General features: G+C 64.5%; 13 protein-coding genes. 8 read left to right on the top strand and 5 right to left on the bottom strand.

Annotated features, from left to right (window positions below; genetic code table 11):
• Positions 1 to 480, bottom strand: a complete 480-nt coding sequence (locus NVS32_RS00960) for a cupin domain-containing protein (protein WP_118310854.1) — start codon at positions 478 to 480, stop codon at positions 1 to 3.
• Positions 467 to 1,183, bottom strand: a complete 717-nt coding sequence (locus NVS32_RS00955; protein WP_258498370.1) for a helix-turn-helix transcriptional regulator — start codon at positions 1,181 to 1,183, stop codon at positions 467 to 469. The genes NVS32_RS00960 and NVS32_RS00955 overlap by 14 nt, the downstream gene beginning before the upstream one ends.
• Before the next feature lie 3 nt (positions 1,184 to 1,186).
• On the opposite strand from NVS32_RS00955, the gene NVS32_RS00950 reads away from it, so the two are divergent.
• Both NVS32_RS00950 and NVS32_RS00945 read left to right on the top strand, forming a co-directional pair.
• Entirely contained in the window at positions 1,187 to 1,528 is a 342-nt protein-coding gene (locus NVS32_RS00950) for an ATP-binding cassette domain-containing protein (RefSeq protein ID WP_258498369.1), read from the top strand.
• A gap of 205 nt (positions 1,529 to 1,733) precedes the next feature.
• Positions 1,734 to 2,642 carry a CPBP family intramembrane glutamic endopeptidase gene (locus NVS32_RS00945; RefSeq protein WP_258498368.1) on the top strand — a complete coding sequence of 303 codons (909 nt, stop codon included), beginning with the start codon at positions 1,734 to 1,736 and terminating at the stop codon, positions 2,640 to 2,642.
• Here the strand turns inward: NVS32_RS00945 and NVS32_RS00940 are convergent.
• Positions 2,635 to 2,991, bottom strand: a complete 357-nt coding sequence (locus NVS32_RS00940) for a DUF1304 domain-containing protein (protein WP_258498367.1) — start codon at positions 2,989 to 2,991, stop codon at positions 2,635 to 2,637. The genes NVS32_RS00945 and NVS32_RS00940 overlap by 8 nt on opposite strands.
• A gap of 335 nt (positions 2,992 to 3,326) precedes the next feature.
• Between NVS32_RS00940 and NVS32_RS00935 the strand changes: the two genes are divergently transcribed.
• Positions 3,327 to 4,076: a nitroreductase family protein gene (locus NVS32_RS00935; RefSeq protein WP_118310849.1), complete on the top strand. Its 750-nt coding sequence runs from the start codon at positions 3,327 to 3,329 to the stop codon at positions 4,074 to 4,076.
• A 49-nt stretch (positions 4,077 to 4,125) separates the two neighbouring features.
• Here NVS32_RS00935 and NVS32_RS00930 read toward each other — a convergent pair whose 3' ends face one another.
• The gene (locus tag NVS32_RS00930; RefSeq protein ID WP_118310848.1) at positions 4,126 to 4,605 is read right to left on the bottom strand and encodes a GNAT family N-acetyltransferase; all 480 of its coding nucleotides are present in this window, start codon (positions 4,603 to 4,605) and stop codon (positions 4,126 to 4,128) included.
• Between the two features lie 10 nt (positions 4,606 to 4,615).
• Positions 4,616 to 5,875 carry an ATP-grasp domain-containing protein gene (locus tag NVS32_RS00925; RefSeq protein WP_258498366.1) on the bottom strand — a complete coding sequence of 420 codons (1,260 nt, stop codon included), beginning with the start codon at positions 5,873 to 5,875 and terminating at the stop codon, positions 4,616 to 4,618.
• 491 nt (positions 5,876 to 6,366) lie between these two features.
• Between NVS32_RS00925 and NVS32_RS00920 the strand changes: the two genes are divergently transcribed.
• The 5 genes from NVS32_RS00920 to NVS32_RS00900 all read left to right on the top strand — a co-directional run bounded on the left by NVS32_RS00920 (position 6,367) and on the right by NVS32_RS00900 (position 12,447).
• A complete protein-coding gene (locus tag NVS32_RS00920; protein WP_258498365.1) occupies positions 6,367 to 7,950 on the top strand; it encodes an MBOAT family O-acyltransferase in 1,584 nt (527 codons plus the stop codon).
• Positions 7,937 to 9,391, top strand: a complete 1,455-nt coding sequence (locus NVS32_RS00915; protein ID WP_258498364.1) for an SGNH/GDSL hydrolase family protein — start codon at positions 7,937 to 7,939, stop codon at positions 9,389 to 9,391. The genes NVS32_RS00920 and NVS32_RS00915 overlap by 14 nt, the downstream gene beginning before the upstream one ends.
• Positions 9,392 to 9,419: 28 nt before the next feature.
• Positions 9,420 to 10,931, top strand: a complete 1,512-nt coding sequence (locus NVS32_RS00910) for an amino acid adenylation domain-containing protein (protein WP_258498363.1) — start codon at positions 9,420 to 9,422, stop codon at positions 10,929 to 10,931.
• A gap of 2 nt (positions 10,932 to 10,933) precedes the next feature.
• A complete protein-coding gene (locus tag NVS32_RS00905; RefSeq protein ID WP_117652400.1) occupies positions 10,934 to 12,121 on the top strand; it encodes a diaminopimelate decarboxylase family protein in 1,188 nt (395 codons plus the stop codon).
• Between the two features lie 74 nt (positions 12,122 to 12,195).
• A complete protein-coding gene (locus NVS32_RS00900; RefSeq protein ID WP_059055019.1) occupies positions 12,196 to 12,447 on the top strand; it encodes a hypothetical protein in 252 nt (83 codons plus the stop codon).
• Positions 12,448 to 12,453 lie beyond the last annotated feature (6 nt).

Below are 12,453 nucleotides of genomic sequence, written 5' to 3'. Positions count from 1 at the left end.
CTAGTCCTGAGACGCCAGCTTGAAGCCGTCGAAGGTAAAGCCCGGGCTTACCACGCAGGAGACCAGCGCATCTTCGCTGGCGGGAAGCGTGCGCTGCCAGACCCCCGCGGGGACAATCAGCTCGCCACAGGCGCCGTGATTGTCTACGCGCAGCGTCACGCGCCGCGCGCCGCGCTCGTCAGGCTGCTCGCCGTTGCCGCCCAGCTCGAGCGTCACCGCACCGGGCCCGTGCCAGAGCCACAGCTCGTCTGCGTCGACAACATGCCACGCGCTGGCGTCACCCGCCGGCAGCAGAAAATAGATGCACGATGCTAGTGGGCGATTCCCACTAGCGTCTGTCGCCAACGCCGACTGCCACGTGCGGCGATACCACCCGCCCTCGGGGTGCGGTGCTAGGTCCAGCTCACCAATCACGCGCTGCGCGTAGTCGCTGAGCCGTGGTGTGCCATCTGCTGCCGCGCTGCTATCATGCTCGGTCATCGTGTACCTCCTGTGAGTGGTCATTGTGGGCGCGGGTCTCCATCATAGCCGCGGCGCGTGCGCTACGTCCGGCGCGCACCTGTGCGGGAGTCTCGCCAAAGTGCTCGCGAAACAGCCGATGGAAGTTGCTGGTTCCTTCATACCCAACCATTGCCGCGGCCTTTGCCACGGGAAGCCCCGTGTCCGTAAGCAGCTGGTGGGCGCGAAGCATGCGCTGTTCGCGAACGAGCTGCGAGAAGGTCCGTACGCACTGCGCGTGAAGCAGCCCAGAGAGGTAGGTGGGGTTGTACGAGAAGCGCTCGGCCAACCCCTGGAGCGTGACGCTCTCGGGATGCGCGGCTATTTCGGTGAGCAGCAGGGCGACAAGGTCGTCGGGGCGTCGGCGTCCGGGAGGTCGGCGAATCGCGGGACTTGCCAGCGCGATGGCCGCTGAGGCCAGGCCATCTATTACCAGCTCCCGCTCCTCCCGGCGCTCGGCGTAGGCAACCACCATGAGCGAGAAGATGTCCTGTAGCATGGCAGGGTCAACCTCGCCCGCCTTCGTTATCTCCGTGGTGTCTTGCTGCTCCTGGCCAAGGTTGTCAATCAGCACTTGAAAGAAGTTGGACGAGGCGGGCGCGAGGGGCATGAGCACCTGGTCCAGCCGCTGCTTGCCGAGAAAGGCATAGACCATGATGTCGTCTGGCCTGGGGTGGCGGCGCACGGTATGGACTACCCGTGCGGCGAGGGAGGGTCCAACCTCTCTGGCGGCGAGCGGCAGCGTGTGTGCATCGCGCGGAGCCTGCTGCATGGGTCGGGGGTGCTGCTCCTCGACGAGGCCACGTCGGCCCTGGACCAGGAGGCGCCCGACCAGGTCACCCGCTCGGTGGTGGCGCTTGAGGGGACTACGCGCATCATGGTGACGCACCGTCTGGACGCCGGGCAGCTGCGGCTCTTCGACGGCATCTTGGTGCTGCGCGACGGCCGCGTGTGCGAGCGGGGCACCTTCGACGAGCTCATGGCCGTGCCAGACGGCTACTTCCGGGCGCTCTATACCGTGGGGGAGTAGGGGGCGGGGCGGTGCCGGCGGTGGGGCGCTGCGGCTGGCGTTCCCGGCGGTGCCCCCTGCCGGCGTGTCGTAACTGGTGCTCCGGGGCTGTTTTGGGACGTTTCTCTCCCCACGGACGGTGTAATGTGTCGAGTATGGGCCCCGCCACGCTCGCGTGGTGGAGTCAAGCGCTACTGGCAGCTCGATGCGGGGGATGGTGTTTGCTGTGGATTCCGATGAGCCCGTTCAGTCTGCGAGAGGGACCGTCATCCTCTTCCTTGTGGTTACGTTTGCGCTGGACTGGGTGAGCTGGATTCTCGCTGGTGCCCAATCGGGATGGGCCATCGACGAGTCGAGCGTTGTATGGGGCCCGCTGCTTGCCGTCTCTATGTTCGGGCCACTTGCTGCCACAATTATCGTCCGTGTGGCGAGAAAAACCACCGTCGACGCCGGTTGGCGGCCTCGTATCAAGGGTGGGGTGCGCTGGTATCTGCTTGCGTTGGCTATCCCACCAGCCCTTACGCTTGCCGGCTCCGTGGTGTACTTTGTCTTCCTCTCCGGGGACTTCGATCCGGAGGCATCGCGCTTCTCCGCTGCCGCCATCGCCCAGCTTGGCATAGGCGCCGACCAGGTTCCGGCAATCTTTGCCGTCCAGGTTGCCAATGCTGTGATTTTCGCCCCATTCATCAACATGCTGCTTGCCATTGGCGAGGAAGCAGGCTGGCGCGGGTTTCTCTATCCCGCGCTGAGGGAGCAGATGTCGCGCCGCCACGCGGCGATTCTCACTGGAGCTGCATGGGGCCTCTGGCACGCGCCCCTCATTGCTATGGGGTATAACTACGGCACCGATTACCTGGGGTTTCCCGTGCTTGGCATTGTTGCCATGACCATCTTTTGCATGGCGTTTGGAATGTTTCTCTGCTTTCTCCGCGAGCGCTCGGGAAGCGTTTGGCCTTGCGCACTCGCGCATGGATCTCTCAATGCCGTGGCTGGCTTGGGCATGTGGTTTAGCCGCAGTGCAGGCGGCATTCTTGGGCCAATGCCGTTGGGGCTTCTCGGCTGCATCCCGGTGGTGCTACTGGCACTCTGGCTGTTGGGGCGCCTTGGCGCCCCGAGCGCGGACGTCGCTAGATAAGGCAGCTCACCAGGAGAATCGCAGGCAGAAGGCCTTGCTTGAGAATGATCTTGGGGTCGCTGGTGGCGGCTCCGTACGCGGCGACGGCAACCATCGACGTGCTAAGGGCAATCACCGCCGCCTTGCTGGGGATGCACAGCGCAGCCACAAGCAACAGAATCGCAAGGACGCCGTTGTAGACTCCCTGGTTCTTGAAGAGCGTGCTCACCGAGGGGCGCGAAAGCTCGTCGACGGTCATGTTGAACGTCTGCGCCGTGCGCTCCGAGGTGGTCGCGAGAGTTTCCAGATAGAAGATGAAGAGGAACTCCGCCGCAACCAGCACGGCAAGGACAGTAGTGATGACGGACATGGTAACTCCTATCGCTGATGTAGCAATTTTCTGTCGGTGTCTAGTCTAGGGGCGTTCGTTTTCTCTTGCTGGCCGCTCTGGCGAGAAAAATAAATTGTACACAATTGAAATTTGGGTTTGGATGGGGGCGAATCGTGTTTCGGAGGCCGCGAGCTTCTCGCCGTCCCCAGAGCTCCGAACTACGCACGGCTGAGTCTATCGTCGAGAAAAGCCCAGCAACACACGAACCTGAATCACGACCGTGCGTAATTCCGGCGCGTCGGTTGCTACGACAGGGGTTGGCGCTGGCGGTGAAAAGAACGTCGACGAGAGCGGAACCCCGCGGGAACGCTACCATGGGGCGTACATATTACGACGGAAAGGGTGACGAGATGGACTACCGCATGAGCATCGACGAGGCCGTTGAGTCGCGGCATGCCGTGAGGCGCTACACCGAGGAGCCCATCTCGGCGGAGGAGCGCGCGGCGCTGGAGGAGGCCGTTGCCGCAGCGAACGCCGACGGCGCGCTTCACCTGCGCCTGGCCTACGACGACCCGGAGGTGTTCTCGAGCGCGCTCGCCCGTCGCGCTGGCTTCACCAATGCCAACAACTATCTGGTCGTGGCTGGCCATGAGAGCAACAACCTCGACATGCGTGCAGGCTACTTTGCCGAGAAGGTCGTGCTTGAGGCACAGCGGCTGGGCCTCAACAGTTGCTGGGTTGCCGGTACCGCCAAGCGCCGGGCCGTTCGCCAGACGCTCGCCCAGAAGGACAAGCTCGTGGCCATTGTGGCGCTGGGCCACGGCGCCACGCAGGGAGAGCCGCACCGCTCGCGCACGATTGCGCAGGTATCGCGGCCAGTCAGCAACGTGCCGGAGTGGTTTGCGCGGGGCGTTCGCTATGCGCTGCTCGCCCCGACGGCCTTGAACCAGCAGACCTTCTGGGTGCAGATGCTGAGAAAGACCAGCGCCGACGGGCTGCCGCTGGTGGGCCTGAGCACCAACGGAGGCCCCTGCGCCCGCGTTGACCTGGGCATTGTGAAGCTGCACTTTGAGCTGGGCGCCGGCATGGAGAACTTTGCCTGGGCAGACCCGGTGGTGCACTAACGCCGCGCGGCGCTCCGCACGCCTGCGTGCTGCTCGCCGCGAGACGCCGCTACAGCACCTGCTCCATGCAGGTCTTCTGGATGCTCATGCCCATCGTCTCGTAGAACTTGCGCGCGCCGGGGTTGCACTCCCACACGTTGAGGGTCACGTTGTGGAAGCCGCCCTCGCGCGCAAAGGCAATGATGTGCTGGTAGATTGCCGTGGCCACGCCGTGACCGCGCGCGGCCTCGTCCACGCAGATGTCGTCGATGTAGAGCGTGCGGATGGGCTGGAAGTTGTTTGAGTGCGTGTGGTCCTCCACTACGCAGAAGCCGTAGCCCAAGATCTCGCCGGGTGCGGCGTCCTCGTTCACGGCGACAAAGACGGGCCGGTTGTCGTCAGCGATGATTTGGCGCAGCTCGTCGTCGGTGTACTTGCGCGTGCCAGAACGGAAGAGGTCCGGACGCCCCTTGGCGTGCACCTCGAGCACCTGCGAGAGGCAGTTGTCGATTCCGGGAATGTCTGCGTCGATGGCCCTTCTCACCTGCACGTATGTGGCCTTACCCTTCTGTGTGATCGTTGTACTCGCCAGCGTTTGCCTCCGAGAAGCCCTCGGGCGCGCGCTTCTGTACATAAGCGATGAACTCCTCGCGCTCCGCCTCGGTGCGAACGCGCGCAACGTACATGTGGTTACCCATGTCATCCGAGAGAACCCCAGGCACGCGCCTCTCCATCATGATGCTTCCGCCCCAGCGCGCAAGAATCTCGCGATGGCTGTGCGCGTAGGTATGGTTGTCTCGCCGGCTGGCGTACACGGCGAACCAGTTGTCGTGCGCGTCGTGCAGGCGGCGCTCGCCAAAGCACACCATCTCGGCCCAGATGCGATAGACGTCGGTGGAGTGCGCAAAGTTCATCATGTCTGGCGTGTAGCCGCCGGCTGGGCGGCAGTTGACCTCAAGGCCAACGTAGTCGCCCGCGTGCCCCAGGCCCTCGCGGTCCTCGGCGAGACGGAAGAACTCAAGGTGGACGAAGCGTGCCCGAATCCCAAAGGCGTGCACCGCCGCATGGCCCAGGTCGCGCAGACGGGGATCGATGCCAGGGCAGCAGTAGTACGAGAGGTCAAGGCCCTGCCGCGCGACGTCGGACATCGACGGCGGGAACTCCTCCTGGTTCTCGAAGACCGGCTTGCCCCAGGGGTCGATGATCGCGTCATAGGCGGCGATGCCGCTGGCGGGGACAAACTCCTCGAGCACGTAGGGTGCTGCCCCCTGCCACGAGCAGCGGCCGACAAGGTCTCCGAGCTGGTCATCGTTGTCGATGCGCATGGCGCCGCCGGCACCTACGCCGTACTCAGGCTTGGCGAAGGCCGGAAACCCGCCCCACTCCCACACGGCGCGGCGGGCGTCGTCAAGCGAGCCCACGCGAATCTGCCTGGCAGTGGGCACGCCTCCCGCTGCGTAGAGCGGCTTCATCTGGGCCTTTGACTGCCACTCGTCTATGGTTGCCAGGCTGACACCGGTGGTGACGTGGAAGTCGTCGCGAAGCCGGGCGTCGAGTGGCAGCCAGTGCTCGTTCATCGACTCGATCCAGTCCATGTGGCCGTGCTTCCAGGAGAGATACGCGACGGCACGAAACACCTGGTCGTAGTTCTCAAGGGAGTCAACGTGAACGTACTCGTCGAGCGCGCGATGCAGCTCCGACGAGATTGCCTCCGCGGGGGTGTCGCCAATGCCGTAGACCGAGGCGCCACACGAACGCAGGCGGTCGCACCACAGCCAGTAGGTCTCGGGGAACTGAGGCGAGATGAAGACGAAGTTCATGTTGCCCTCCCTGCTGCTGGTGGAATTGCGGTTGGAGCTCGTGTTTCCAAGGCTTCATGATAAGGCCATCTGGATATTCGCGGCGCACCTGGAGTTTCCCAGAGCTTCTTTCGAGCTTCCCGGAGCTCCCTCCGGGCTTCTCGACAGGCAATTATTGAACGAAAATACTGGCATTACGAAGTGACAACTGGCCAAACACAAAGGATTGTCGGAAAAACGCTCAATAATCTGAGAGTTGCGGGGAGTGCGTACGAGGATGCTGTAAAACGCTCCTCCGGAAAAAGATGGCGCCCGAGAAGCCCCTTTTCACGTAATCCCTGCCACAACGCGTCATTGGGGAAGGCCTAGGCTATGTGCGAGAAGCCCGATCGCACGGATTCTGGCTGCGTTTCGTGTTTCTTGTGTCGGATATCCTGCAAGGCTGTGAGAGTTAGATACAGTGAGCGCATCTGTACATGTGCGAATAGTACCTAAAGCCGGGAGACTGCATTTTGGAACTGTTCTCGCTGCATTTCCTGCTGTTCCTTGCAGCATCTCTTGCTGCCTACCATGTGGTGGGGCACTTTGCGCGCAAGTATGCCTGGCTCGTCCTGCTCGCCGCGAGCCTGGCCTTCTACTGCCTGGTGGGCAGGTGGCAGACGCTCGCCTACATGCTGGCCTGCGCCGCCGTGACCTGGGCGGCGCCCCTCGCGCTCGCGCGCATGGACGCCCGCTGCAAGGAGGAGCGCGCCGCAGCCCCCGACCGCGCGGCGCGCAGGGCCGTGAAGGCCGCCTGGGCGGGGCGCCGCAGGGCGGTGCTGGTGGCCGCGCTCCTCGCCTGCTTCGGGATACTGGCCTACCTCAAGTACTGGAACGTGCTGCTCTACGAGGTGGGGCTGGCGGCGTCCCCGACCAGCCTGGGGCTGCTGCTGCCCCTGGGCATCTCCTTCTACACCTTCCAGTCGGTCTCCTACGTGGTGGACGCCTACAACGGCCGCTTCGAGCCGCAGGGGAACTTCCTCAAGCACCTGCTCTTCGTCTCCTGGTTCCCGCAGGTCATCCAGGGGCCCATCAACAGGTACGCGCAGCTCTCCCCGCAGCTCCTGGAGTACCACGAGGCGCGCTCGGTTCGTTATGACCGCGCCATCCTGCGCTTTTGCTATGGCGCCCTGAAGAAGATTGCCATCGCGAACATGCTGGTGGGGGTCATCGAGGCCATCTTCTCAAACGTCACCACGGGCATCCCCGGCAGCGTGGTGGTCTTCGGCATCCTGCTCTACTCGGCGCAGCAGTACGGCGACTTCTCCGGAGGCATAGACATGGTGGAGGCGGCCTCCTCGCTCTTCGGCGTGGACATGGCCGAGAACTTCCGCCGCCCGTACTTCTCGGTCTCCCTCGCCGACTTCTGGCGCCGCTGGCACATCACCCTGGGCACCTGGATGCGCGACTACGTGTTCTTCCCGTTCGCGGTCTCGCGCCCCATGCGCGCGCTCGGCGCCAGGGCCTCCCGCCTGGGCGAGCACCTGGGCCGGACCCTGCCCGCCTGCGTGGCCAACCTCCTCGTGTTCCTGATCGTCGGCCTCTGGCACGGGGCGGAGCCCCACTACGTGGCCTGGGGCCTCTACAACGGCGTCGTGATCGCGCTGGCGGACCTCCTCGCCCCGGCCTTCCGCCGCGCGAACGAGGCCCTGCGCGTGGACACGGAGGGCCGCGCGCACCGCGTCTTCTGCGTCGCGCGCACCTTCCTGGTGGTCAACGTGGGCTGGTACTTCGACCGCATCTACGACTTCGGCGACAGCCTGCTCTGCCTGCGCAACACGTTCACCAACTTCGACGCCGGTGCGTTTCTCGTCACGCTGAACGAGGACGGCCTCACGATGCTCGACCTGCAGTTCCTGGTATTTGCCGCGTTTGCCTGCCTCATCGTCTTTGTGGTGAGCCTCGCGCAGGAGCGCGGCGTGGACGTGTCCGAGCGCATCCTTGGCTGGAACTGCGTGGCGCGAGCCGCCCTCTACTTCCTCGTCCTTGGCCTCATTGTCATCACGAGCTTCCTCACCCAGAACGTCGCCGGGGGGTTCATGTATGCCAACTTCTAGCGAGAAGGTCAGCACGGCCGAGAAGCCCAAAGTCACCGCGCCCACTGGCTCCCCCGCTGCCCACAGACCCCGCGCACCGCGCCACGGCTGGCAACGCGCGCTCGAGGTCGTTGTCATAATTGCGCTCATCATCGGCGCAAACGTCCTTATCACCCTGGGCTTCGAGCTCTACAGCTCGCTGGCAAACGTGATGTGGGACGAGTACCGCGCGGCGGCAGGCGAGAGCATCGACACCGTGATTGTAGGCTCGTCGACCGGCCAGCGCTCCTTCGACCCTTCGATCCTCGACGCAACCCTGGGCACCACCACGTTCAACATGGCCACCCCCGCGCAGGAGCTCGACGACTCCTACACGGCGGCAAAGCAGGCCATCGAGGACCACCACGTAAAGCGCGTGGTTCTCGCCCTTGACTACGAGTCCATCTCCACGGTCAAGTGGCCGGGCTCGCACGTGGCCTTTGCCCGCGCCAAGATGGCGGGGGAGTCATTCCCGCAGGCCGTGGCCGACTACTGGCAGCTCCTCACCAGCTCCTCGTTCTTCGATGGGGCAGACTCCATCTGTGCGCTCTTCCCGTGGGGCTACAATCACGTGGAGCTTGACGCCGAGCACATCGCGACCAACTTCAACGACCGCGTGAGCGGCACTGCGCCCGTCCAGGCGGCAGAGCGCGTCATGGACGGCTGGACCTACTATGGCAACGGCTACGGCAACTACGACGGCGTGCTCGACTACTCAACGGCGCGCGACCACCTTTCGGTGACGGAGGATGGACCGGCTGACTTTGACCAGCAGGGCCTCGACTGGATCCAGAACATCTGCGACCTCTGCCGCGAGCACGGCGTGCAGCTCGTGGTTGTGGTGACGCCACGTCCGGCGTTCAACGTGCTTGTCTACGGCGAGAAGTACCCCGAGCAGATGTCGCGCCTCCAGCAGGTGGTCGAGCAGGCCGGCGGCACCTTCCTCGACGCCAACCTTGCCAAGGGCGGCTGGTACGAGCCGCGCGACGAAGACTTCTACGACGGCGAGCACCTCAACCACGACGGTGCCACGCGCTTCTCGCAGGCGTTCGCGGGCGCGCTCCAGGTGCTGGACGCGGGCGGCTCTACCTCGGACCTCACGTACTCCTACGACCAGTGGGACCAGTATCTGGCCTCAATAGACGATATCTCGGCGGTCATCTCGACAACGTATCAGGAGGACAACGACACCGTTGTCGAGGCCATTGCCTACACCGGGTCCAACGTGCCGGTGGAGTATCGCTTCTCGCTTGTGGCAGAGGATGGCAGCACGACGGTCATCCAGGACTGGAGCAGCTCCGACAGCTGTACCATCCCGCAAGACAAGATCTCCGAGGGCTCGTCACAGGTGGAGGTCTGCGTGCGCCGGGCGGGCACGACCGTGGGCTACGAGCGCTACTGCATGCAGGACATTTCGGGCTAGGTTTCCTGGCTCAGGGAAGGAAGCGGACATGAGAAACGTAATCGAGTGGCTCGAGGCCACGGCCGTGGCGACGCCGGAGCGCGTTGCCGTGGCGGACCCATACTCGAGCCTCACCTACGGCGAGCTGCGCCGAGAGGCCCAGGCAGCCGGCACGTGGCTTGCGGCGCGCACCCAGCCCCGCCAGGCGGTGGCGCTCTTCCTCGAGAAGAGCTGCGGTGCGCTTGCCTGCATGCTGGGCGCCGTCTATGCGGGCGGGTTCTACTCGGTGATCGACATCCGTCAGCCGGAGGGCCGCGTCCACGCCATCGTCGACGCGCTTGCTCCCTCCTGCGTGCTCACCGACGCCGCGAACGCCGCGCGCGCCCAGGAGCTTCTCGGCGCCACGGGTATCAAGATCGCGCGCATCGAGGACATCGTGGACGGTCCCGTGGACGAGGAGCTTCTAGCACGCAGGCGCGCCCAGGCGCTGGACGTGGACCCGCTCTACGTGAACTTCACGAGCGGCAGCACGGGCACGCCCAAGGGCGTGGTTGTCTCGCACCGCTCGGTCATCGACTTCATTCCCACCTTTGACCAGCTCTTTGGCATTGGTGAGAGCGACGTGATTGCCAACCAGGCGCCCTTCGACTTTGACGTCTCGGTGAAGGACATCTATTCGGCACTGCGCTGCGGCGCCCGGCTGCAGCTAGTGCCGCGCGAGTACTTCACGCAGCCCACCAAGCTCATGGACTACCTGGCGGACTCCCAGGTCACAACCCTCATCTGGGCGGTCTCGGCCATGTGCTTCGTCTCGATCATGAACGGCTTCGACTACCGCGTGCCCACAACGGTGCGCCGCGTGCTCTTCTCGGGCGAGGTCATGCCGCCCAAGCAGCTGGCCGTGTGGCGCCGCTACCTGCCAGACGCCACCTACGTGAACCTCTATGGCCCCACCGAGATTACCTGCAACTGCACGTATTACGTGGTTGATCGCGAGTTTGGCAAGCACGAGGTCATCCCCATGGGTAAGGCCTTCCCCAACGAGCGCGTCTTTCTTCTGGACGAGAACAACCAGGAGGTCACGGCCCCGGGCGTGGAGGGCGAGGTCTGCGTCTCGGGCACGGCGCTGGGGCTGGGCTACCTGGGAGACCCCGAGCGCACCGCCGCGGCGTTCACGCAGAACCCGCTCAATGGCCGCTGGCTCGAGCCCATCTACCGCACCGGAGACCTGGCGACGTACGACCAGGATGGCAACCTGGTGTACTCGTCGCGCAAGGACTTCCAGATCAAGCACATGGGCCAGCGCATCGAGCTGGGAGACATCGAGGCGGCCGCGCAGGCCACGGACGGCGTGGATCGCGCCTGCTGCACCTACGACCAGCGCCGTAAGCGCATCCGCCTCTACTACGTGGGCACCATCGACGAGAAGGGCCTGGCAGACGCCCTTGCGGCGGTGCTTCCGCCCTACATGGAGCCCAACCATGTGCGCCGCGTGGACCAGATGCCGCTCACCAAGAACGGCAAGATCGACCGCAAGGCGCTCGACGGAATGGGGAGGTAGTCATGACCAACGAGGAGCTTCTCGCCTGCGCAACCGAGCTGGGCACGCCAACCTACGTCTTCGATACGCAGACCTTTGGCGCTCGCCTGGACGCCGTGCGAGAGATCTGGGGGCCCAAGGTCGACCTCTGCTACTCGATTAAGGCAAACCCCTTCCTGGTTCCCACGGCCTTGGCGCATGGCTACGCGCTTGAGGTCTGTAGCCCCGGCGAGCTGGCCATCTGCGAGCGCGACGGCGTGGACCCCGCGCGCATCGTCTACTCCGGCGTGTGCAAGCAGGCCAAGGACGTGCGCGAGGCCCTGCGCTTTGGCGCGGGCACCTTCACGGCCGAGTCGCTGGGGCAGCTGGCCCTGGTGGACGCCGAGGCCGCCGCTGCCGGCGTGCGCGTGCCCACGCTCCTGCGCCTGAACGGTGGCAGCCAGTTTGGCATGAGCCGAGAGGACCTCGTCCACGCCGTTGACCACCGAGACGAGCTTGCCGGCTGCGAGCTGGTGGGCATCCACTACTTTGTGGGCACCCAGCGCGCCAAGCTCAAGTGGCAGCAGCGGGAGCTGGCCATGCTCGCCGAGCTCATCGACGAGCTGCGCCGCGACCACGGATGGCGCGCGCAGCGCCTGGAGTACGGCCCCGGCCTCGCGGTGCCGCTCTTCGAGGGCCAGGACTTCTCGGACACGCTTGCCCCCGCACGCGACATTGCGCCCGGGCTTGCAGCCATGGCCGACCGCGTGGAGCTGCAGGTTGAGATGGGCCGCTTCCTGGCAACCGAGTGCGGCTACTACCTGGCGCGCGTGGTGGACGAGAAGGACAACGAGGACACGAGCTACGCCTTCATCGATGGCGGCATGAACCACGTGACCTACTTTGGCCAGATGATGGGCATGAAGGAGCCGCGGATCCGCAACCTCTCGCACGACGAGCGCGTGCGGTCTGGGGAGGCGGCGGGCGAGGCCCGTGACTGGGCGCTCTGCGGGAGCCTCTGCACCACGGCTGACGTGCTTGTGCGCAAGGCGCCCTTCGCAGACCTGCGGGTGGGCGACCTTCTCGCCTTCGAGAACATTGGCGCGTACTCGGTGACCGAGGGCATCTACCTGTTCCTGAGCAGGACCATGCCCGCTGTTGCCCTGCGCGATGGCCGCGGGGTGCGCGTTGTGCGCGAGCCCATGGAGACTTGGCAGAACAACTGCTGCTAGGCATTACGCGCGTGCATACTGCGATAGTCTCTTATCGAAATCGACGAAATGTGCTGGACATTTTGGAGGTAGCCATGGATGACGATTTGACGCTCGACCACATGATTGAGCTGCTTGAGGATGTCAAGGGTAACGTCGACTACGAGAACTGCACCACGCTTGTGGACGACCGCGTGCTGGATTCCTTCGACATCCTCTCCATTATTAGCTCCATCAACGACGAGTTTGACGTCTCGGTGCCTGCCAAGGACATTGTCCCTGACAACTTCAACAGCGCCCAGGCAATGCTCGACATGGTGAAGCGCCTGGTGGACGAGGAGGGCTAGGAGCCG

It is taken from the genome of Tractidigestivibacter montrealensis, from assembly GCF_024741235.1.
GTDB lineage: Bacteria > Actinomycetota > Coriobacteriia > Coriobacteriales > Atopobiaceae > Tractidigestivibacter > Tractidigestivibacter montrealensis.
The sequence above is the reverse complement of the archived record's forward strand: the minus strand, read 5'-3'. Positions and strand labels throughout refer to the sequence as shown.